The sequence below is a fragment of the Mangrovimonas sp. YM274 genome (assembly GCF_030908385.1).
Taxonomy (GTDB): domain Bacteria; phylum Bacteroidota; class Bacteroidia; order Flavobacteriales; family Flavobacteriaceae; genus Mangrovimonas_A.
Map to the genome: position 1 here is coordinate 304,661 of NZ_CP133091.1, position 23,549 is coordinate 328,209.

Below are 23,549 nucleotides of genomic sequence, written 5' to 3' on the forward strand. Positions count from 1 at the left end.
GGCTTAATCCAAGGTTTTAGACTTGTTACTTCGGGTTCTTTTAAAATCATTCAGGCTCACAGCACTGACCCTTGAAGAAGGGGTAATACTATAGTTATCTTCTTTAAAGCCGCCTAAAATGTATAAATAGCCCTGATGGTAATACATTTCAGCGTATTTTACATAGAGCTCTATAGTGTATTCGTTGATAACTTTATTCTCAATGTTATAGGTTAGCATTTTACCGTTGCTAAATATATAGATAGTGTTGTCGTGATGGGCAAGTGCGGGGTTTTCCATCCCCAAAAACAAATTACCTTCTGTGGTCCAAGTGCCGTTGGTCAAGTTGTAACATTCAATTTTGTTTAAAGGTTCCTCATTAAAACCACCAATAAGAAAGACCTTGTCTTTAATTAGGATGCCATTGGCTTCTTTAGGTTTGGTCATGTTTGGAAGCTCATACCAATACCCCGAAGTGGTATTGTACATATGGGCTTTATTGCTATAGACTTTCTCTCCATGCTTATTCATTTTAGTAGAGCCGCCCATTACAATAATGTTGTCCTTGTAGGTCATAGCGGCAAAGTTGATGGCTTGATGTGGATTGGTGTCGTCAACAATACGTTGTTTTGTTGTTAGGTTGAAGACTTCTATGGTGTTATCTAGATATTCATATTTCTTGTTAACGGAGAGTGTTTTTCCTCCTAAAACATAAAGCTTATCGTCAAGGTGGAGTAGTTTATGGTAGGCTCTTTTTGTAAACTTGATATCGGCCGTTGACCAGCTGTCGTTTGTTATGTCATACGTTTGCAGTTGGTCGCTATAATGTTCCCAAGTAAAATTGCTTTCGGACTTTTCTATGAAATCTACAATAGTGGCGCCTGGTATACTGCTTATTTCGTTAAGCACTCGTTCTTCGCTATCTTCAAGATAGCTGGCGTTACCCCCTACCACATAAATATGATTATTGTGTAATAGACTTCCAAATCCATAAACAGCTTGTTTTAAATGGGCTAGTCTAGAAAAGGGTAGGCTGGTTTTTAGTGCCGCTTGGGAGTTTACGGTAACGGCTTCAAGGTTTTCGGCCTTTCTTGATAAATGCACGGTAAAGTCTAACTTTTTTAGCTGAGAAAGTGTGTAATGTTTGGTGGTGTAGCCAATAATGGAAAACCGAATGGTATCAGTAGGAGTCATGTTTTTGCCAAGTTCTAAATGGTATTCGCCATTGATATTGGTTATGGTACCCACACGGCCTTTTTCCCAATATACATTAACATATTCTATGGGGGTATTGCTGCCCAGTTCCAAAACGTTACCACTAATGTTTTGCGCAGCTACGGTACAAACCGAAAAAAATAAAAGTAGCGTTAGTTTCATGTCGCAGAATCCAAAGATTAAAAATGTGCCGTTTTAGGTTGCTATGTGGTTTGTAATTAGGGTGTTGCTGTGGATTATTAAAGATAGTGATTTTTTAGGGGTTTGAATTGGAGGTTCTATTTTGAAAGGTTTTTTAAAAGCATCCTTTATAGTTTTTCCCAAGAGTCATTAATTTCAATAGCTTCGATTTTTTTCCAGTTCCCTTCAAATTGAGTTTGCATATTTTCTTTTAACTTATCAGACATCATGGTGAAAAGAACCTTTTTATAGGATTTATTGGTCTTCTGAATTATGTTTTGCACTCCTTGAATAGAGTCGTCTACGTATAACACATCGATATTATTCGTTTCAATTTTGTTGACAATAGATAAAAAATCACCCCAAAAGTGATGAGGATTGGTTCCGTCGGTAATAATAAGTATGTTGTCTTGGCGGTTCAAGTATTTAGCAGTCGCGGCATGCTTATATTTTGGGGTTACGGTATAACTGCGCCAATCAAGCCTAATAATGTTAAGTGAGGCTATTCCCAAACCAATAAATACAAAAAATATCAGGGTGGTTGGAAGCTTTTTAGTTTTTATGCCATTTGAGAAGAAAAAGGACATTAACAATAACACCCCTAGGTAAGTGCCCAATTGATATCTGGCTACCACAGAAGCCATGGCTCCTCTTATGATATCTTGGGTGTAGAAGAAGGCAGTTAATGGAAACGTAATGAAGATAATGAACCAAAATGTGTCTCGTGTTACTTTTTTGTATAGCAGGAAAAATGCCCATGCTATTATAATTAAAACTAAAATGTTAACAATAAGTTGTACTAGGTTAATGCCCTCGAAACTATGGGTAAAATAGTTGGTAATCCATTCGCCTGTCAATGAAAATATAGCAAATGTTCTGCTAAAATTCATAAGTTGATTGGCTAATAGAGAAAAGGGAGAAAGTTCAAAAAAATGGGTCTGCCAAGAGAGTGCATTGGTAATTCCAGAGCTATGGTTGTAGATTTTTATGGCCCATGGAGCGAAACCAGCTAATATGCATACGCCCGTGGTAACATAGGGTTTTAAGGTGTTGCGTTTAAACAAAAGCACGTATAAAAAATGTCCAAATAAGATGACTCCTGCAGTTAGGGATGCATACAAGGTGCATATTCCAAAAAGTCCATAACCGATCCAAAATTTTAGTTTATTGGTTTTTAGAGCCAATAGAAGGAAACTGTGCAGACATAGTATTATAAAGCAAAGCAACATATTGTAACGGGCTTCATGTGCATAAATATGAAAATAGGGAGACATCGAAAATAGACTTATGGCCATCCAACCGGCAAGGTTGGATTTAAAGAGTTGCTTTGCCAATAGGAAAAGTACGGGAAGACATAGTACAAAGAGCAGCAGACTAAAATAACGGTAGTGCACATAGTTGTGACCCACTATGCGTTGCCAAACCCCCAAAACATAATAGTGCAAGGGGTTAAGGTTTACCATTTGCCACATTTGTGCATATTGATTGCCCAAACTAAGCGTTTCAGGATCCTTGATTAGAAATTTTTTGAAATAGGCAATATTATGGATCTCATTTTTGGCGATTTTTGCATCCAAGCTTAGCTCGGTATCTCCGGAGGTATGGTAGATGGTGTAGATTTCATCTCGCCAATAGTGTCTATTATCTATAGTGAGACATTTCATGGCAAAACTGGCAAGGACGATGATTAGGTAAAGCCAAGGTTTGGTTAGCAATTGCATGGTGGTTTTACATTTGGTTAGGTGACAAGAGTTCTCGGTTTTGTTCGTGCTTTCTTAAAGATAATGATTTTTTCGAGGTTTGTTTTGGAGGTTCTATATTGAAAGAGGTAGAATAGTAATAGAACAGTGGAGCTCTGCTATTTTTATTGTTTTCTTAACCATCCTAGGATATGGCTGTCTTGTATTTGCCATTTATTGTTTTGGTGGCTAAGTTGAAAGGTCTCCCTAGAGGAGCCCAATGGCCCCGGATTCTGTTGGATGATTTCTATGCTGTCCTCTGTGACCCCTGAAACAATGGCCACGTGACCATAGGGATTATACAGGGTGGAGTCAAATACTAAAAGGTCATTCGTTTTAGGTTTTGCAGCGCTAGAATTGCTGTACTGTATTAGGTTGCGGCGTTTATTTTTTTGTCCGTCTTGAAGCGTTTTGTCAAAGAAGTCCTTGGCATGCCCATAACTGTCGGGCATTTTATGGTGGAGATATTGGTAGTAATACCGTTTTACAAATTCAACACATTGGTATTTTAAGCCTAGGTTGTAGCCGTCCTTTGTAACATTTCTGCCATTCACATTGCCTACCTTGCCGTTATAAAACACCACCACATGGTTAAGGCTGTCTATGGCTTGGCCTACCTCATGCCGCGTGTTGAACACAACCTTATTGAAGGACCATGTACCCAAAATTACAGTCACTACCAATACTGTTATTGAATAGAATCTTTTTTTTGAAATCAATGCTTCGGGTTTTGTTCGGTTTGGGTTTTAGGTTTTTTATGGCAGTTAAAGTCTTTCAGTGACTATCTAAATTTAGCAAATCTTTTTTTTTTGATTGTGAAGGACCCTTACAACGTTAATGGAAGTGGTGTGGAACAAGAATTTTAACGGTTGATTTATAGGGATTTATATCAATCGAGGTTTTTAGGTACGATGAATCCTACACTATGGCTGAGGCAAAGAAATATTTTAAATGTTTTTACATTCTTCTTCAGAGTATTTTTTTGTCATTAATTGAAACTTTCCAAATTGATATTTTGATTTTATATTTAAAACTTTTTCCGCTTCATACTTCTCACTGTAGTTCAGGATGTCCTTAAAGTCAAGGAATTTACTTTTGCATCTGATGATATTGTTTAATAAGTTAAATATTAAATCATCAGTAAATATCAAATCTTTTGTTTCAATAAGTTTTGTGTCACCCTTATGTACAAATTCGCATCGTTTTGAATAAATTTCTTTAATTCTTTCTGCATATTTTTCATTAACCCAAGCTTCATGCCATCCCAAGAAATACTCACATCGAGAAATTAATTTTGAAGAAATTTTATCCTCGTCATTAATTAAAAGCATTTCAAGTGCTATTACATTCCAAATTAGACAGAAAGTTAGATCGTTAGAATTTTGGCTTTGTCCAACCATGGCTGAGGTACGATGTATCTTTGTTCTCCATTTCTTACTTACACTTGTTTCTCCCCTTATTACTTTTAGTAGTTCAAAAAAGAAAAAACTCTTATGGAAGTTAACCCATTTGTTGTCTAATATTAAAGGGACGATATTAGTTTTGTTTTGATATCTATTGTTGAATGTTTTCTTGTGCTTATTTATATGAATAGTTTGGTAGATTAACGTGTTGTCAGATGTTTTTATTTCAAGCTTTTTATTAAACTGCCTATTCGACCACCCAATTTGGGATAAGGAGAGAATGTTTAGTTCCTCTAATATTAATCGTATGCATTCATTTTGTTTTTCTTTCGGATTTCCTTTATAAGGCAAAACTGCGAATGTTTTTTCTGTTTTGAAGAAGTTATCAATCCGTTCTTTAAACTTGATATGATTTTCAGGAATTATATTGGTCAAATCAGAAAATGTGGTGGGTAGACCTAATCTTTTTCTAATCCGAGGAAGTTTACTTTTTGCTACAAAAGTAACGCGGTTGACTGTGAATTCTTGCTTAACATCTTTAGTTAATTCAAGACCGTGTATGGGAGTAATAAATATCCAATCTTGAAATTCTTCAGTTAATTTAGTCATCGTTTTGTTTGTCGGAAATATTAAAATATTTAATAAGACCTTTAAGGTGTTATTTTACTTCGTCTAATATAGTTATAATTCCTACAAAGTAATCCCTAAACTTTAATGGCCATGCGATACTATAGCAGGATAGCGTAGTTATCAACTGAAATAGTGATTCCTCCGGGTCCTTACAAGATTCTATCGCATGGCTATTAATGTTCTGTCCTTCTAGATATATGTAGCAGTATTTTACACTTCCACCACCCCAAAATAATCACTCAATGACGCTGTTTGGGTATAGGTATCCATAAAGGCGGCCCATACGTGCCATTGCATCCCCTCGCTAACATCGGGGAGGGCCATACTGAATTGTTGTGAGTTTCTAGGGGTATCAGTAAGCTGCCAAAAGTAATTGTGTGTTTGTGGGCTATACAATACGATAACTAGTTTGTCTGTGGGGTGGGCCATAGCTTTTGTGCTGTTGTCCAACCATTGCAATTGCAATTGGCCCGAAGTGGGCTGCTGCATGTGGGTTACTTCTAGTCCTCGTAAGGGCCCCATGGCAACGAGTGCCTTGGCGTATTGAATTTTAAAGCTGTCACCTTGAGGAAGTAGCGCCTCGCGCAAATGGTAGGACATGGCCAGGTTATAGCCGGTTTTTGAAAGTCCCGAGGCGTTAAAGGTGTGGTTAATGAGTTGTTTCAGCGGATTTAAAAACGCAGAAACAGTTTTAAACTTGTCGTGTTGTTGCTGTTGCGCTGGGGTGGGTTGGTGGTTGGTGTTCGCAGGTATGGAGCGAAACACATTGATGCCTTTCCAGGAAGTTCCTGCCAGAGGACCTAATTTTCCCGAAATGCCTCCCATAATCCCGTTGGGAAGTTGTGCCATGATGCAAAGTCAATTAAAGGGTTAGTTTTATGGCTTTAATTTATTGTAATTCTGTTAGTTATGCAAAAAAAATGTGAGAATTTATTTTATTGTGTCCAACTTTTGTCTAACTATATTAGGATTTTGTTCGTGAATTCTTTGTGTTTTCCTTGAACACATGGGGCCTTTCTCAAAGTATTCTTGAAGGAAATACGAAGGGACTAGATGGAAGGTAGTCGAAGGGATGTCTATGGAGGTTTTACAATTTTTTGATGACAAATCATTCTCATACAAACCATATATGCTTCAAACAAAAAAATGTGCCTATTTTAGACACTTTTTACAAGAAGGCTTTAATTAACAAAGCAGCAATAGACCCTTTAAGTGTTTATAGAATCTTGCTGCTTTGTAAGTTAAGTTTATGCGCCGTTACTTTGGTTTATAATCTGTTATAGGTTTCTATATCCGTAAACGTTTCTCCTCCGTCGGTATAGACATCTTTTAGTTTCATAGTAGTTTCACTAAGTTCCAAAATTTCATAAAGGAGAGCTTCTCCCTCATCAGTTACTGAAAGTGTGGTGCCGCTTAGTACATAGGCTTCTGGGGTTGCTTCGCCGCTCACAAGCGTACAGCCATTACCATCTTCAAAATCGAAATATTCTGAATAGTCATAAGTGCTTTCGGAAAAGATAACTCTGTCCAGGCAATCTGGATTTTCAACAAGCTCTTCGCCGTTTGAAGTGATAGAGGTTAATTCCCATTCTCCAATAATGCTGGCAGTTGCAGGGGTATTGTCGTTGCTGTCATCACTGCTACAGGATGCTAATAGTCCAATAGCAAGTGCGGCAATAATTTTTGGGGTTTTCATAAGTTGTTTCATTCTTTTGTTTTAATGATTGTTGTTTATAGTGATTTGGCACATAAGTTTTTTGAAGGTTTTTAGGCCTTATTCATAAATATACTCGATGGTGGCGTCAAGCTCTCCTTCCCAATAATAGTTGGCTGTTGCAGGGTAGTTGTTTGAGTTATAGCTATATTCATAAACTTCTCTATCATATCCCTCTCCACCATAATTAGCCGTTATTTTGGTTAAATTGTTTAGACCAGATTCAAAATATCCTTGAAAAGATCTATCCATTAAGTTAAGAATCTCAATGTGAGAGATGTTTTTGTAGATGCCATTATTGCTGTCATACTCGTAATTAAAGTTATAACCGTCCGCATAGTATCCTGTTATCTGTCCATTATCTAGGACAATGGTACTTTCTTGTTCTCCAAGCATTGATCCGTTAAAGCTTTTTTCGTAGCTTGATTCGGATACCGTTCCATCTTCGTTATAGGTAAGGTCCCAGCCCCATTCTTCACTGATGGATGAGATGTAGGCTGTATAGGAAGACAATCTATTCTCAACGTCATATTCTAATAACGTATATGTGGTTACTATGCCAGAGTCATTCAGTTCATTTATTCTGATAAGCATATCGTTTTCATAGATGTATTTGAATTTCCAACCATCAGAATCTTCAATGGAAATTAATTTGTCTCCATCATAAGAAAGGGTCTCGGAGTAAATTTCACCGTCAGTAAAAGTCCAGGTTATTTGCTTAAGGTGTCCTGTTTCTTGGGGGATTTGTGAATCGCTGTCTGAAGAGTCAGAGCTACATGAAAAAAGGGTTGCTGCCAAGGTTAGGGCAAGAAGTGATTTTTTTAAAATCATAATTTAGGGTTAATTGTTAAATGAAAGTTTTTTGGGGTGTCCCTTGCTATGGGCAAGGAACTATCAAGCTTTTGATGTCCTCAAAAGGACTTGAGATATAGAGGGCACCTACCGTACCTTTTGAAGGTATTGCGCATGTGCCGTCTATGGCTCGTATAGCCCCAACAGGAACGCTGTTATAGCGTAAATGGCTGGGAGTTGTTAATATGTACAAAGGGAACTGTTCTAGAAACTAAAGGAAAGGGTGTGGTTGGTAGGTTATGTGTCATGTTTTGATTGGTTGGTTAAACTGTTAAAACAGTATCGTTATTCATTATAAATTTTCATACTAATTACTGAAAAACGATCTAATATGGAAAAATATTATAAAGTTTTTAAAATTGAAAAGTGTCTTAAAAATCACCGCGAGGTAGGAAGGTTTTATAAGTGTCTCAAAACCAAGGAATGACTTTATTGAAACAATAGCGGACTTAAGGTAAAAAAAGATCTAAGGCCATCGTTTGGTTTGACATTTAAAAAGAGGGGTATCAAAAGAGAAGAAAGTATGCAGAGAGGTTTGTAAATAATGGAGATCGAGTTCTTTTAGGATGGATTATTTCTTGTCACTCCCCAAACAGGTATTCCTATCTTTAAAAGGGCCTATTTAAAACCTATAACTGAGGTACCTTTGGTAAAAAAAAGGGATACCTGGGCTTCATGATTTCTTAATCTATTGGCAACAATGGCTTATTCTTTGAGGGTTTTAGGTCTTAACCAAAGAATCCTACCACTCGCTCTATGGTCCAAAAGGCGGCAATGCTACCAATGGCATAGGCTGGAATGTTTTTCACAACCAAAGGCCAGTCTTTTTTGAGCGCCAATAGCCTTAAAATACCCAATACGGCAACTACAAATGCCAACTGCCCCAATTCTACACCCACATTAAAAAAGGCCAATGCCAAAGGAATTTCAGATTGCGGTAAACCGACTTCCGTTAGGGCACCTGCAAAGCCAAACCCATGGAGCAAACCAAAACTGAAGGCGACTAACCATGGCTTTTGGGCTGTTAAGGTGGGTTTTCCTTCGTGGATTTTGGTCATTTCAAACGCTAAAAACACGATGCTCAAAGCGATGATGGCTTCCACTGGTGGGCCGGGAAGATTGGCTAGGCCCAATACGGCCATACTTAGGGTAATACTGTGTGCCAGGGTAAAGGCGGTGATGGTGGTCACTAATTTTTTAAAGCCTTTGGTAATGATGATGAGGGCCAAGACAAACAATAGGTGGTCGATACCAAACCAAATGTGTTCCACACCCAACACCGTGTAGGTTTGTACGACTTGCCATTTGCTACTGCTGCCGGGTAAAAGGGCCATGGGTGCGTCTGGGTGCAGCATCAGGGAGACCTTTTCGCCGTTGAGGTAGGTAATGTTAACCAAAACGTCGACCATGGTTTTGTTGAGGTTGACAATTTCAATATGGCTACCCTCCAAAGCACGGTTTCCAACTAAGGTATAGTTGTGTATCATAGCACCGCTTACGGGTCTTGGGATTCCGGCTTCACTCAGCTGAAAACCATCCTCGAAGCGTGGGTATATTTTTAATGATAGGTCCCCCATGGCAGGAACTTTCCATAGTATTTGGTACTGGGTGTTGCTTTGTTGCACTATCTGCAAATAGGCAGGCCTGATCTCGTGGGCTCCTGTTGGAAGGGCGAACAATAACGCAAGTACCAATAAGATATAACGTAGGAAGCGTTTCATGGTTGTTGGTTTTGGGCCAGTTCATCTATGGTAGCTTTTTCAAGGTTGTCTGCTGTAATGCGCACCTTGTAATTGTCTCTAAGCGCTTTTAAGATGGCTGCTTGGCTTTCCTGCTCCATTTGGTATTCGTAGTCGCGCTGTACCTTGTCCTTCACGTCTGCAAAGTTTGGAATGCTTGGCGGTGTTCTGGATTCAATAAAAACCAAATGTACCCCATAGCCAGATACTATTGGCCCAGCCCATTCCCCAGTAGGCAAGGTTTCCAATTGTTGGGAAAACTGTTCGCCAAATTCACGGTTTAAGTAAAAGGCATCGGTGTCTTGAAGGGCGTAATCCAAAAGAAATGGATCGCCCTTTTCGCGCATGCCCTGAGTGTCTAAAGAGTTATATTCTTTTAATACGGCTTTGGCCTTGTCATACGGATTGACATGATTGTCTGCCGTGAACAGGATTTGGTACAGGTTATACCTGTAAGGTGTGGCAAAGTCTTTTTTATGCTCTTCAAAATAGGCTTTCAGGTTGTCTTCGGAAGCTGGTGCCACCAAACCGGAAAGGTCCTGCCCAAGGAATTCCATCTTTTGGGCGAGCCTGCGTTTTACAATCTCGTCGTTATGGTCTAGGTTCATCCTGAGGGCTTCCCGGTACAAGACTTCTTGGTTCACATATTTGTCGATAAGGCCCTGTAACTCTTCTGAGGTTGGAGGTCGTTGCCATTGCATGCGCCAAAGTTCGGCCATGTGTTCAACATCGGCATTGTCTACAACAATGTCCTGTTCAGTATCGCTTTTGTTTACTTGACTATACAATACAAATAGTAGGGCGCCTAGCAGGAAAAAGTGGATCAGGGGTTCTTTAATAAGTTGTTTCATATAATTAGTTTGGGTTATACCAAATTGGTGAACTATAGATGCGTTCTTGAATGGTTGCAGGGTGATTGGTTTCTTTTACATCAATACCCAATTCAATAGCATCGTATAAAGAATATCTTGGTGTTGGAATTTCCAAAACCCGCACATAATAAAAGGCACTTTGGCTAGGGTTGAAATCCGGATCTTTCCAAAATACTTTTAGCTCGGTAGCTCCAATGGAATTGGTGTATTTTCCTGTTTTTAGGTCTACAGTGTTGCCTACTTTTTGCTTACCGTCTGTTCTACCGTCGGATAAGGCGACATCATATATTTTTTCTTCAGCAGTGCCATCGGCTTTTAACCAGCCTTTAACCACTTGAATCCTATCCAAATTGGCGCCGTCAGGGTCTTTTAATGCGGATATCAAAAATCCAGGAGCCGCACCATTGGCAGTTTTATTTAAATCGCCTCCCATAGGAACCCCTTTGTCATAGCCTGTTTTTACCATATCTGCATTCAGGTCGTTTTCAGCAAAATTATAGCCGCCAAACACACGTAAGGTGATGCGTGGCCCTGTGGTAGCATAGACTTCTTTACGTTGAAAGGCATCCACAATGCTCTGGCGCGTATTGCTTTCGGCCCAAACGCCTACCCATCCAGCAGCGCCCATATCCCAGCCTTTGGAAGACCCAATGCCTGTAGGGTGAGCACGTTTTTTGGGTTCGGAATCATGTTGGCCTTTACCAGCAAAGTTGGTTTCTTCAATGGCAGACATTCCTGTATGGGAATCGGAGCTACCAACAAATCCAATTTTATAAGGATTGGCTCCAATTTTCTTTTCAAGTTCCAATCCGGTCATTAAGCCAGAGCGTACATAATCTGCTTTGGTTGGAGCTGGTCGTGTACCATCTGGGGTTAAGGCAAAATCATAGGTTTCAAAATCGGCAAATTCATCATTGGGTGACAGCGCTGGGTGTGTTTCAGAGTCTCCTTTAATTTGTGTAATCTCCACAGAACGCTCCCACTTCATTCGAGCATCGGCGTAGGCTTTATCAATAGGCTTCCCATTCAAGCGAGTTTCGGGAAACATGAGTCCCAAACTAATATTGGGGTTATGGGGGATGGCTATAAATTCGGCACCTGTTTTTTGACTCGTGGTCTCCAACCAGGCCCAAAGATCTTCAGGGTTGTCACTATCTAGAGCACTATATGGAATAAACTGTTTGGCCACATCGCCACCTTGAGGCATAAAAACCACTCTGTGCAGGTTGGCGCCACTGTTATTGGAAGACCATTCCCAACCTATGAGTGTGGTGAATTTTCCTGGATTGTTGTACTTTTCGGCTGTTTCTACGTATCGTGTCCAAGCTTCTTTTACTTTGTTGCCTCCAATGTCGTTGACTAAATCTTTAGCGCCAAGATTGGCATCGTTGGGTTGGTCGAACGCAGCATAATTTAGGATGTCGTATATTTTTTGCATGTTCTCTTCCGATTTGTTTGGTGCGATTCCCAAAAAGGCCTTTCCTGTTTTTGTGTCGGAAATTCCCGGTGTGTTTTCATACATTAAAGCGATAGATCCCAATAACTCGGCATGATCTGCAACCACAAGAAAATCTAAAGGTTTCGATAGTTTCCATGGTTTGCCTGTGGTAGGGCTTGTCACTTTTTCCCCTTTGGCAAACCGATAGGCAATTTCTGGGGTTGAATTTGGGGTTCCGAATAGGAACACATCAAAAGAGTTGCCGGTGTGGTTGTGGGTATCTCCCCAATACACATTTTTTAAAGCATTGGAAGGTACCTTAGTGGTCATGGTGGTTTCCTCAGGGGAAGAATTAAGAGCAATGCTTGTTTCTTTAGGAGTATCCTTGCAGCCTACCACAATGATAACCGAGAACATGAGGCTTGAAATAATAGCTTTCATAATAATCTATACTTTGTTTTAAAAATGCAGGTGTCTCAATAGATTAGGGGTTATACCAAATAGGCGAGGTATAGGCCCGTTCCTGAATGGTTCGCGGTACATCGTCTGTCATGGTAAGGTTGTAGTTCTTCATGTCGAAGGTGGTCCAACGGGGGGTTGGAATTTCAATAACCCTTACATAATAGAAGGCTTTTAAGGTTGGGTCGAAATCGGGATCTTGCCAAAAGGTCTTCAATTCGGTGGCGCCAATAGTATTTTCCCAAGACGCATTTTTCACGTCTACGGTATTGCCTACAGGAGGTAAGTTGCCTTTGGCATCCAAGCTGCGTTTGTCGGCATCGCCCCAAACAACATTATATACTTTTTCGTGAGTGTTACCACTGGCATCTAGCCAGCCTTTCACTACTTGAATGCGGTCTAGATTTCCGCTAGTTGGATCTTTAACAGCATGGATCAAGAAGGTAGGTGCCTTGCCTTCTGGGGCGGTTTTTAGGTCGCCTCCCATAGGCACGCCTTTGTCATAACCAATTTGTACGCTGTTGGTATCGGTTATGTCGGCGTCTGTATAGTTGAACCCGCCAAAAAAGCGCACGGTCATTCTAGGACCGGTAGAGGCATAAGTCTCCTTGCGTTTCATGGCATCCCAAAGGGCTTCTCTGGTGTTGGATGTAGCCCAAACACCGGTATATCCAGAAGCACCCAACTGCCATCCACGAACAAACCCGGAAGGGAAATCCAAAGCTTTTTCAGACCAACGTTCGGCACTGGGTTCAGAGGAAGCGTATTTTCCCCAATAATTGTCTTCTTCGGCAGTGGTAAGCGCCGTATGGGAGTCGGTACCTCCAGCAAAACCGTATTTAAAGGGATTCACCCCCAGTTCACTTTCCAGTTTTAAACCATCTTTTAAGGCCTTTCTGGCATATTCGGTTTGTAGCATGTCCTTGGTTTTAGGCACCATCACAAGATTCCCTTTGTCCCAAAGTTCAAAATTGGCAAACTCGTCGTTTGGCGATAAAATGGGATGGGTTTCGCTGGTGCCTTTTCCTTGAGTGATTTCGTAGAGAACTTCATATTTGTTTCGAAGCGTGGCCAATTCCTTGGTCAATGGAGACCCGTCGAAAGCCGTAGTTTTAAACATGAGTCCGTTTGATAGGTTTCCGTTATGCGGAATGGCCAATAGGGAGCCGCCAGTTTTGGCTTCAAAGTTCGCCATCCATTTCCACAGGTCTTCTGGGTTCTCCGAATCGAAGGTGGTCATTGGGCTCATCTGCTTAGCGATATCTCCACCGTCGCGGTAAATCACGTTGCGGTGCAGGTTGTTACCGCCCCCAAAATTGGAAGTCCATTCGTAGGCAATAAATGCGGTGAACTTTCCTGGGTCATTAAACTTCTCAACAATGTCGATATTTTTTAGCCAAACAGACTTGGCAAATTCCGGATCTGTAAAAACGGGAGGAAGGTTGTTGTTGGATTGGCGGTTGATGAGGTCCATCATTACCGCAGCAGCTTTTTCGCCTCCGGCTTCCATGTCGGTATGGTATTGGGCTACAATAGGGTCGCCCATAACGGCTTCATCTCCGTCGATAACAGCAGTAATTACCCCAGCGCCATCGGAGTGGTCTGTAATGGCCAACCAATCTAAAGGGCGGTTCAATTTGGCTTTTTGCTTGGTGGCACTGATGACTTCTTCCCCTCGGGCAAAACGTAAGGCCCCTTCTGGTCCTAAGCGGGTCCCTACGGCTCCTGCATCGGCAGACCAAGCAGTGTGCAAGTGCTGGTCTCCCCAATATACATTTTTTAAAGGATTGGTTGGTATGCTTGGTGTCATTACTTCTTTTTCGGCAGGGGTATTGTCGGTTGTGGTGTCTTCTTTTGGAGTGTCTTTGCAGCTCAGTATGAGGAAAAGACTAAGAAACGGTAATAGCAGTAGTCTCATAATACCTGTGTATTTACATTGTTTAAAGATGACATGTAGGTAGCTTAAGATTTACAGAGGGAACTACTAAGGTAACATTTTTCTATTGAAATGAATGAGGTAACTATTTAAAAAATAGAGGCTTACCTGTTTGTTGGTTTCGTGGGCCGTATTTGCCCAAGTGGTAAAAGGAAGTGTTGTTTTCTTTGGTCCTCGCTAAAACGGAAGAGACCTTTCCAACCGCCTAGCCAAAATCTGCCTTAATTATCTAATATACTTAAGTTGGTAGTTGGAAATTTTTGTGAATAGTTATGTTTTGAAGATGAGAAAACACAAAGCGTTATGTAGAAACAGGTTAGGTCCTGTGCTACATAACGCTTGCATCATGGTAGATACATCTTGTGTTTATTGCCTTGCGTCTGCTTTTAAAATTTTATCGATGGCTTTGTTAATGTCTAAAGAAGCTGCGGCTTGTCTTGGAGGATAATCCTTAAAGGTCATAAGGTGGGCATTTAAATAACCGATTGCCGGTTGGAACACCCAGGACTTATGCATGATAAGGTGAAAGGCCGTGACGTCATCATATTTTTCAAAAGGATCTTTTCTCAAATTAAACAGTCGTGGCATGGTGTGGGTAATCATGTCGTCAAAATAGCGTTCTTTGGTTGCAAAGTGCATTTTCCAAGGGCCCACACGCATGGCAGTAAGGCTGCTTTCGTAATAGTAGAAAAAGTAGTTTCGGGCTGAGGTATCGGTTCTTCCTGCCCAATAATCCCAATTATTGAAACCGTCGATATAAACTTTATAGTTCATGTCGCCTATTTTGTAGCCACTTCTCAGTTTGGTACTGATATCTGGAGACCCTACAGCGGCCATTATTGTTGGCAATACATCTTCATGGGCAGAAATACCATTGCGAATCAAGCCGGCAGGAATGTGTCCTGGCCAACGTACCATAAATGGTGCTCTTAATCCGCCTTCCCAAGTGGTCATTTTTTCACCCCTAAACATGGTGACCCCGGCATCTGGCCAAGTACTTTGTTCTGGACCATTATCGGTAGTGTAGATGACGATGGTATTGTTGTCTACGCCCAATTCTTTTAGATAATCCAATAATTGTCCCACATGACCATCATGTTCAATAAGACCATGGCCAAAAAGATCCATGTCTGTACTAATACCCGTGGCCAAATTTTTAGATTCCTCTTTTAGGTGAGTGTACACGTGCATTCTACTGGTGGCATGCCAAATGAAGAAGGGTTTACCGGCATCTTTGGCACGGCGCATAAAGTCTTTACTTTTGCTTACTAGGACCTCGTCAAAGGTTTTCATTTTCTCTGAAGTTAACTGGCCAACATCTTTTACGGTTTGCTTGCCAATCACGCCAAAGCGTGGGTCTTCGGTTTTGTCGAATTTGTCGCTGGCATAGGATTCTATTACGCCTCGAGGACCATATTTATTGGCAAATTCAGCTGTTTTAGGATAATCGGCTTGTTCTGGTTCTTCGGATACGTTGAGGTGGTATAGGTTGCCGTAAAACTCATCGAAGCCGTGGACGGTAGGCAGATGTTCGTTACGATCGCCTAAATGGTTTTTACCAAATTGCCCAGTCATATAACCTAGAGGTTTTAGGAGTTCGGCAAGGGTAGGGTCTTCTGGTTTGATGCCTAGTGGGTTTCCTGGTTGTCCTACGGTGGTAAGACCGGTTCTTACGGGTTTTTGTCCTGTAATAAAGGCGGCTCGACCAGCAGTACAACTAGGTTGGGAGTAATGGTCTGTAAATAATACGCCTTCCTTGGCAATCCTGTCGATGTTAGGCGTGGGGTATTGTAATCCCAAAGAGTAACAGCTTAGGGAATTGGGAGCTACGTCATCTACCATGATGACCAAAATATTAGGCCGTTCTTGGGAGAAACTCTGTAAACTCAAGATCAAGAGTAATGCAGTAACAACATGTTTCATAATAGTATCTATTGGTTATTATTAAGAGATTGCACAAATGTTAAGATTAGGGCTTGAGGAAGTTTAGTTGTAGGGGGTATCTAATTTAATAAAAAAAAACTTTCATTTTACTGTAAGTTTCTAATTTATAATGTTTTTAGGTTGGTTTGGAAGGGTTTTAGGCGTGTTTACCAAACTTTTTTAGGGGTGCCTTTGGGGCTAAGTTTGATGAGCGCTGGTTTGGGAGCACTGCCGTCAAAGATGAGTTCTGAAGCGAACAATAGTTGGTCCCTATCCATAAAGGCTACCCAATGTGGGGTGAAAGGCGCTGCGTGCTGATATAATGTATGTCTATTGCCTTGGGCATCGATCATTTCAAAACTTCGTTTTCCCCAATAGGCCATGAGAAGTCGCCCTTCCTGAAAGTCAACATCAAACACTTTGTTGCGGTCCAGGGGGGCATTGGTAATTTTAGGTTCTATAATATTATTCCACTCTTGAATTGTGTTTCCTGTTTGGGTTACCAAGAAACAGGAGGTGTCTCCTAACAAAAGAATGGTGCCGTCAGGTATAGCCCTAATGCGATTGATGGGGGTTTCAAATTCAAAATATAAAGAAGGTTGTTTGCCTTTTTGTAACGTGTAAACACTTGGGTAATTACCGAAGACCATTTGGGTGTCCGAAAGCATGAAGAATCCAGCTTCTCCAATGTGCCATCGGTCCTCAAACCAATCCCAGAGCACTTTCGGCTTTTGGTTTATAGTTGTTTTTAAAAGACGGATTTCAAAGGAGTCGGTAGTTTGTAAATAGCGACGTTCCAAAATATAAATGTCCTTACCCTTGGTGCTTAGCATAAAATCGCTTGCCGGATGTTCAGATTTTAGGAATACTTTAGGAGTGCTACCGTCTTTCCAAATCATAATGCAGGCGTGGTGCTGCGCATCATCAATAGGGTTGATGTACGACCAAAACACATAATTGTCTACTACAATCATATTGCCTGTAGGGTGAGCCCAAGTGATTGAATAACTCAAAAACACTGCGGCCCACATCCAATAGACTTTTATGTTTGATGCGATAAGCATATTTCTACATGAGCTTACATTTGGTCTGGAGCTATGGGGGCTGGTACTACGTTTTCAACAGGTTGAATGCTTTTTAAATACATGAACATGGCATGGAGGTCTTCGTCTTTTAAATCGGCATAATTGGTCCATGGCATAGGAGGCAGCAGCATGCGTCCATTGTCCATACCTTTAAATTTCCCTTCTTTCAAAGCTTTTTTAAATTGGGTTTCGCTCCAGCTGCCAATACCGGTGTCGTCAGGTGTAAGGTTGGCGGCGAAAGAAATTCCCCAAGGACCCGCACCCGCTGTTAGGTCTGGATAAAACATAGCAAACCCTTCTTTGATCATAGGACTTTCAAACTTGGCAACTGGACGGTCTGAAGGATAGCCGGAGAGCAGCAATTCAGGAATGATTTCTGGACCTTTTGGTCCCATTCGTTTTGGAGAGTGGCAGTCGTTACAGCCCATAATGCCCACAAGATATTTTCCCTTTTCAATGACGCTTTCAGGGGATGGTGTGGCAATGGCTGTTGCTACATCGGCTGTTTGGTAGTTTTCTTCTTTACAGGATACAATACTTAATGAGGCTGTTAGGGCAAGGGCCCAAAGTGTTGATTGGTGTTTAAATTTCATTTGGTTGATGTTTAAATAAGCAAGGGGTGCCTTGCCTAATATTGGTTAAAGCTTCTAAGATAGTAAAAGAGAAGGAGATTTGCTAAAGTCTTTGATTTTGAGGTTTATGGCTTGGGAGTTCTCTCTGTTCTTACGATTTGATTGCAACTGTTGAAACGAGTCTTCCCTTGTGAACTACACCAAGGATGGGAATGTCCTTAATGGTTTCTGGGGCCACTTTAAAAGGGTTCTTTTTTAGGATAGTGAAATTTGCCGCCTTTCCTTCCTTAATGGAGCCAATAGTGTTTTCTTGGTTCAGGGTGCGTGCAGCGTTTATGGTAATGCCTTGCATGGCTGTAAAAACATCTACTTTTTGATCTTGTGAAAAGTGGCTTTCTTCGGCGGTTTTCCTGTTAATGGCAGTCCAAGCCAATAGCAATGGGTTTGCGGGAGCCATGGCAAAATCGGAATGGTAGGATACAGGAACGCCACGTTGGCTGAGTTCTTTGATTCTTACTAGGTTTTCGGCGCGGTCTGGTCCAAGTCCAAATTCAGAATATTTGTCTGACAGGGCCCATAAATAGTAGGGGTTTACGGAGGCTTCCATGTTAAGTGCTTGCATTTGTTGGGCTATACTTGAGTCAAAATATCCCATGTGATGAAGGGTAAAGCGATGGTCTTTTCTGGGGTGTTTTTTTTGATCCTTTTTGTTGTAGTCCAATACTTGTTGTATGCCCAAATCGCCGTTGGCATGGACATGGATTTTGTAATCGTTGTTCCAATAAAAACTCAATTGTTCCTTAAATAGTGGCAGGGGAGTCATCCATTCTCCTTTAAACTCTTCACTTAAATAGGGTTCCTTCATTTGCATGGCCAAGGAATAAATGGCGCCATCGGAAAACAGTTTTACCTGCTTTGGCAAGAAGGTGATATTGTCTGTATTGTATTTGGTGGGCATGGCCTCCATAGCTTCCATAGCCTTGGCATTGTCGTTTCCGTTCATGCTATAGAGCTGTGTGCCATTGGGAATTAAAAACACATCATAGGGTGGGTTTTTGTCCATTTCACCTTTTAATAGGTTGTATTCCATATCAAAATCGGAACTGGGAAATCCGGGTTCTGCTATAGTAGTGATGCCGTTTTTAAGCATGAGTTGGCTCATCATGGCCAATCCTTTTTTATAGGAATCTGGGTTGATGAGGTAGGGAGCAATAACTGGTACAAGGGCCAACCAGCCACCTTCAAAGAAATGACCGTTTTTCCAATCTACCTGCGGATTGCCTTCAAAATCGGCTTCTTTGATGTTGAAGAGTTCTACGGCTTTGTCATTCAAATAGATTTCGTGAAAAGATCTGTGGATGATGCCAATGGGTGCATCGGGACACAATAGGTTTAAGGTATCCTTGGACATGGGGCCGTGCCATAATTGATGGTAGCCCCAAACAAAGAGCATTTTGTCTGCTTGTGCTTTGGTTTTTATTACTTTTTTGAGACGGGTTTTGTATTCTTCAGGGGTTTTGGCTGCTTCCGTAGCTCCCGTGGGTTTGTCCCAGCCATGAGGTGCAATGGTTTCATTTGGAAGCATGATGGCGGCGATAGAAGGGTGTAGATGGGGTTCTATAAAACCAGGCATGAGGGTGTTCCCTTCTAAATTGTATTGGGAAGCCTGGGGGTACTTACTAAGAGCTTCCTCCTTTGTGCCAACATAAGCTATGTTGTCGTTTTCCCTCACTACAGCTTCGACATATTGTGCTTGGTCACCTTCCATGGTAATGATGTCTCCACCAAAATAAAGGGTCTGTTCGCTGTTGGTTTTTACTGGTGTTTCGGGGGTGTTAGCTTCCTTTTGTTTGCAGCTCATAAACACAATCAGTACAAGCAAGACTACTATTGGTTTGTTGATTTTCATGATGACACAGTTGTTGGATGTTAAATAATAGTCATTGTAAAAGAGGAGTTATCGAATGATAAACTTTTAATGACTAATTTACGAAAATCTTGTAACTTAACTTTCTGGTAGTCAAATGAATGTTATTTTTTTTATGGAGTGCTATTCCCAATAAACCTCAATATGTTTATTGTTGAACATAGGGTCTTCAAAGTCGCCTTGAGGTTCGCACCACATGGTTTTGGGTAATCCTTCTATCTCAATTGTATAGTTTTCGTCAACAATACCACCTTGTGCCTGAAATTCTATAAGAGTGTTAAGAAGCGCTATGGCGGCTTGCTCTTTGTCTTCGGGAACGGCCTGAATGCTGATGTCTGGTCTACCATATTTTCGCATGCCTCTGGTGTGTAGCCATTTGGTGTCGTCTTCGTCTTCGTCATAACAAAGAATCATGACATGCTCCTTGGGTTGCGGTGCATTTGGAGAAAAGATATCGTTTATCCAATCTTTTTTGTCCCAAAATGTTACGGTTTGTAAGTCGTAAACCGCGACGCCACCGTGGTCCAGTAGGTAAGCAATCAAGCCAATGATGTCGCGATAATAATTTAGAGTATTGGTGTCGGCAACGTTACCAACAAAAATATAGCATTCCTTGGCGTTTTCAATTTGTTCGGCAAGCGTTGGGTTGTCTGTTTTTAGGGCTTCCCAAAAGTAGCCTTCCAGATAGCTTTTTGGCACTTCGGGGTGGGCATTGGGACCGTACTGCATTAAGTCGATGCCGCTGGGGAGTCCCTTGGTTTGGTATTGGGTTCCCGATAGTTTAAAATCCACATCAAAATCGCCATATACAACATAGAACAAATAAGGGGTGTCAAGTGGTTTGCAAAAGTATTGTCTGTTCCAGTCTTTAAGCTCTGCCATATATGATTGGTTTAAGTTTGGATAATCACAATTTGCAAACGGTTGTACTGGTAAGTACAACCATGTTTGCATTCCATAAATATAAATTATTTTGGAGCAAGTACAACAGTTTGCTGTTGTAATATGTTGATATAATGCGGAATGTATTGGATGGGTGAGAGGTCCGCTATTACCAGCAATGTTCGTTGTAGTAGGCGATAATGCCTTGAACATTTCTTCTTTCCAATTCTTTGTCTTCAATTTTTTTCATTAGCGAAGGACAAGAACTGAAGATTTTTAGATGTTTTTTTTTGATTCGGGTACCTATGCGGATCGTGTTGTCATTAACCTTTATAAAATAGTAATGCGAATCGTTGTCTCCTCCTGTTGACATGCTTGCCATTACCGTAGCGGCGTTGGGGAAGTTGTTGTTTTGGTTATATCTTTCGTCGCAATACAAAGTGATAGAGCCTTTTAATTTTTCGTATAAAAGCCTCGGTGCTTTGTCGTCATGTATTAAGACATATTTGTAATGTTTTCCCTCTGTGTCAAAGCCATCAATGCTGTGATAGTCGTATTCGGCAACTTCGGCATCCTGGTCAATTTTGAATTTAATGCCGCCTTCTGTTTTTATTTTAATGAGACCTCTAGAGGTAGACCCGTCCTTGAAAAATACGGTCCCGTTATTGTATTCGGCATAGGACAAAAAACAAACAAATAGGAAACACAGGGTAAGAATACGTTTCATAGTTGGTAGGTTTAGGGGTTTCTAATTATAAATACGGTTTGTATCCCGTTTTGGACTTCTTAACCTTACATTTAAGGTTTATTTTCTTACATATTGTGTTGTTTTGAAATTGAAATTAATACCTATGTAAGTGCTCGTTTATTGATTGATAGCAGTCATTAGAAAATGAGTTTTTTTGCATGTGCCAAATGGTGTTGGCGGTGCCACGAATAGATGCTTATGGTTTGTATAAATATACCCTTTTTGTACCTTAGGGTTGTGGGTTAATTGGGGTCTTGTAAAGGAACTTAATGGCCATCTGTTACGGCAATAGTCTAGGGCCTAAGACGTACATCCATAGTGTAAACCCCGAAACACCGCCTATCAAGCCTCCCAAAATAAAGTGGACTCTTAATTTAGCGGGGACTACTTTAAACATCACAAAAAGAGAAACGATCAAGCCAATAGTGCCTAGAAGTAATGCAATAGTCCCAGGCCATATGTCCAACATTACAGCAATAGTCATTTCGTCACCACCAAAAAAGCTTCCTTTTGAAGTAAAGAGTCGGCCTACAATGGAAGTTACCAAATTGAATACTTCTCTTAGCCAAAACAGCGCCAAAAAAACACCAAGCCAATCCACTAACTGAAAGCCTTGTTGGTGAATCCTCTTTTTTCTGTAGAATAGAAGTAGCAGGCCAATCGTTCCTGTAAGTGCGGTTTGTAAGGGGCCGCCAAGTGTTATTAAAAGACTGTCTTTTTGGTACTTGTTTACAGCGGTTTCGTAGGCTATTTTTCCTTCAAAGTCTTCGTTGTTTTTTATGGCGGCTTCATGGTTGGTGTACACTTCAGCGACATAGTCCCTCATGTCATTATCGTAGTAATTCATGCTGGCATAGTGAAGCTTGGTCTCATACCCTTTGTATTTGGCAACCAAGATATGGCCGCATTCATGGGATAGGGTGCCAATAACCGTAAACATCATGAATACGCCTATGAATAGTGCTAGTGGTTTTAGGGCGTTTAAAAACTCTTGTCTGTTCATGTTTAAAGTTCTTGTTCTATCTCCGCATCAATCAACTCCAAAATGGCATTTAAATCGTCCATAAGGGGGCTGTAATGTGTGGCTTCCATAGCACTACTGGATAGGGCGAACATTAAAAGGTTGTTTTCAAATTCCTGCGACTGTAACAATTCCAGATTGCTTGTAGGTTGTGCTGTAGGCTGTAAACCTATCTCTTGACTGGCCCCTGTAAGGTCGAATATGGTTTTTAAACTGTAGGCATCGCTCCTAAAAAGATCCAGTACTTTTTCTCTTTGAATGCCTAAGTCGGTTTCCTGTTTGCTAATGTCTTCAATAGTGGCAATCCAATTGGTCAATAAAATCCGTAATTGGTCATTGGACAGATCCTTTAAGCTTCCGGAGTTGATGATTTCATTCAACAGAGAGTTGTTGGGGTTAAAGGAAATATCCGATGCTAAGGTGTTGAACAGCAATTCTGAAAATACTCTTTCGGTAGGCGGTGTCTCTGGATGGCTTGTATATTGCAACAGTGTTTTGGCACCTTCAAAATTGCGCTTATTTACCGCAATGAGTTCCTTAAGTTTCAACTGGCTGGTAGTAAACTCGTCGTGTAGTCCATGTAAATAGGTTTGTTCCTTTTTTTTGAGTGCCCTGTTTTGATTGCTATTGTTCACCGCCAAGGCAATTAAAATACCAATGACCACCAAAACAATTTCCCCAATGGCATAGAGGAGGTATCGTCCGAATTTATTCTTGTTGAGCAGTTGCTGCCTGAGTTTTTTAAAGAATAGAATCATGCTTTAGGCTGGATGTCAAGAATCTGTGTTGGGAATAAAGATACTTTTTTTTAAGGTATGTTAACAGTTCATTTTTATATCCTTCTTATTCCATCTTCCAATGGGAGTTCTTGATTTAAGCATCAACCAAAATAAAGATGATTACTTCTCTTTAAACCTTAATCGAAATAACAATCTCCTCATCAAGGGCTATATGAGTGTTCTTTCTTGCTTCAGCTTTTATAGGAAGGAGATAAGTATCCCGTTTGGTGTCAAACCAAATGGCTGTTTGCCATTCATAGGTGCCTATTTTTGCAATCGCAGTCATTCGTCCCCAACCCTGTTCCTGCCATTTCAGCTGTGTCCTGATTTCTTTGGAGATGTCCTTAGGTAGCGAGGTAAAATACCAACCTCCCGGGGCATCATGTTTCCAGATGCGGCTAGTGAATTGATATGTAATTTTGCCGTCCATTGGTAACGGTATATTCGTTTTAAGTT

20 protein-coding genes are annotated in these 23,549 nt (G+C 40.8%); all 20 read right to left on the minus strand.

The annotated features are described in order from the left end of the window. Positions 1-3: 3 nt before the first annotated feature. Positions 4-1,356 carry a carboxypeptidase-like regulatory domain-containing protein gene (locus RBH95_RS01385; protein ID WP_307900952.1) on the minus strand — a complete coding sequence of 451 codons (1,353 nt, stop codon included), beginning with the start codon at positions 1,354-1,356 and terminating at the stop codon, positions 4-6. 146 nt (positions 1,357-1,502) lie between these two features. After that, positions 1,503-3,095, minus strand: a complete 1,593-nt coding sequence (locus RBH95_RS01390) for a glycosyltransferase family 39 protein (RefSeq protein ID WP_307900953.1) — start codon at positions 3,093-3,095, stop codon at positions 1,503-1,505. Between the two features lie 143 nt (positions 3,096-3,238). Next, complete coding sequence (locus RBH95_RS01395) at positions 3,239-3,832, minus strand: CHAP domain-containing protein (RefSeq protein WP_307900954.1); 594 nt, start codon at positions 3,830-3,832, stop codon at positions 3,239-3,241. 228 nt (positions 3,833-4,060) lie between these two features. After that, a complete protein-coding gene (locus RBH95_RS01400; RefSeq protein ID WP_307900955.1) occupies positions 4,061-5,125 on the minus strand; it encodes a HEPN domain-containing protein in 1,065 nt (354 codons plus the stop codon). A 231-nt stretch (positions 5,126-5,356) separates the two neighbouring features. Continuing rightward, complete coding sequence (locus RBH95_RS01405; RefSeq protein WP_307900956.1) at positions 5,357-5,995, minus strand: DUF6266 family protein; 639 nt, start codon at positions 5,993-5,995, stop codon at positions 5,357-5,359. A gap of 418 nt (positions 5,996-6,413) precedes the next feature. Further along, complete coding sequence (locus RBH95_RS01410) at positions 6,414-6,854, minus strand: lipocalin family protein (RefSeq protein ID WP_307900957.1); 441 nt, start codon at positions 6,852-6,854, stop codon at positions 6,414-6,416. A gap of 66 nt (positions 6,855-6,920) precedes the next feature. After that, entirely contained in the window at positions 6,921-7,691 is a 771-nt protein-coding gene (locus tag RBH95_RS01415; protein ID WP_307900958.1) for a hypothetical protein, read from the minus strand. A gap of 749 nt (positions 7,692-8,440) precedes the next feature. Beyond that, positions 8,441-9,433 carry a HupE/UreJ family protein gene (locus tag RBH95_RS01420; protein WP_307900959.1) on the minus strand — a complete coding sequence of 331 codons (993 nt, stop codon included), beginning with the start codon at positions 9,431-9,433 and terminating at the stop codon, positions 8,441-8,443. Beyond that, a complete protein-coding gene (locus tag RBH95_RS01425; RefSeq protein ID WP_307900960.1) occupies positions 9,430-10,302 on the minus strand; it encodes a peptidyl-prolyl cis-trans isomerase in 873 nt (290 codons plus the stop codon). The genes RBH95_RS01420 and RBH95_RS01425 overlap by 4 nt, the downstream gene beginning before the upstream one ends. A gap of 4 nt (positions 10,303-10,306) precedes the next feature. Next, positions 10,307-12,202 (minus strand): DUF3604 domain-containing protein, encoded by a 1,896-nt coding sequence (locus RBH95_RS01430; protein WP_307900961.1) that lies wholly within the window; start codon positions 12,200-12,202, stop codon positions 10,307-10,309. Between the two features lie 43 nt (positions 12,203-12,245). Next, positions 12,246-14,138, minus strand: a complete 1,893-nt coding sequence (locus tag RBH95_RS01435) for a DUF3604 domain-containing protein (protein ID WP_307900962.1) — start codon at positions 14,136-14,138, stop codon at positions 12,246-12,248. A 384-nt stretch (positions 14,139-14,522) separates the two neighbouring features. Beyond that, entirely contained in the window at positions 14,523-16,079 is a 1,557-nt protein-coding gene (locus RBH95_RS01440; RefSeq protein ID WP_307900963.1) for an arylsulfatase, read from the minus strand. Between the two features lie 167 nt (positions 16,080-16,246). Further along, complete coding sequence (locus RBH95_RS01445) at positions 16,247-17,143, minus strand: hypothetical protein (protein WP_307900964.1); 897 nt, start codon at positions 17,141-17,143, stop codon at positions 16,247-16,249. Positions 17,144-17,157: 14 nt separating this feature from the next. Then, the gene (locus RBH95_RS01450) at positions 17,158-17,757 is read right to left on the minus strand and encodes a diheme cytochrome c-553 (RefSeq protein WP_307900965.1); all 600 of its coding nucleotides are present in this window, start codon (positions 17,755-17,757) and stop codon (positions 17,158-17,160) included. 130 nt (positions 17,758-17,887) lie between these two features. Then, positions 17,888-19,645, minus strand: coding sequence for an amidohydrolase (locus RBH95_RS01455; protein WP_307900966.1), 1,758 nt, complete (start codon positions 19,643-19,645; stop codon positions 17,888-17,890). Positions 19,646-19,786: 141 nt separating this feature from the next. After that, a complete protein-coding gene (locus RBH95_RS01460; protein ID WP_307900967.1) occupies positions 19,787-20,545 on the minus strand; it encodes a hypothetical protein in 759 nt (252 codons plus the stop codon). Between the two features lie 169 nt (positions 20,546-20,714). Next, a complete protein-coding gene (locus RBH95_RS01465; protein ID WP_307900968.1) occupies positions 20,715-21,272 on the minus strand; it encodes a hypothetical protein in 558 nt (185 codons plus the stop codon). A 301-nt stretch (positions 21,273-21,573) separates the two neighbouring features. Beyond that, positions 21,574-22,296 (minus strand): hypothetical protein, encoded by a 723-nt coding sequence (locus RBH95_RS01470; protein ID WP_307900969.1) that lies wholly within the window; start codon positions 22,294-22,296, stop codon positions 21,574-21,576. A gap of 2 nt (positions 22,297-22,298) precedes the next feature. Next, entirely contained in the window at positions 22,299-23,072 is a 774-nt protein-coding gene (locus tag RBH95_RS01475; protein ID WP_307900970.1) for a DUF6090 family protein, read from the minus strand. A gap of 151 nt (positions 23,073-23,223) precedes the next feature. Beyond that, positions 23,224-23,523: a DUF1905 domain-containing protein gene (locus RBH95_RS01480; protein WP_307900971.1), complete on the minus strand. Its 300-nt coding sequence runs from the start codon at positions 23,521-23,523 to the stop codon at positions 23,224-23,226. Positions 23,524-23,549: the final 26 nt, after the last annotated feature.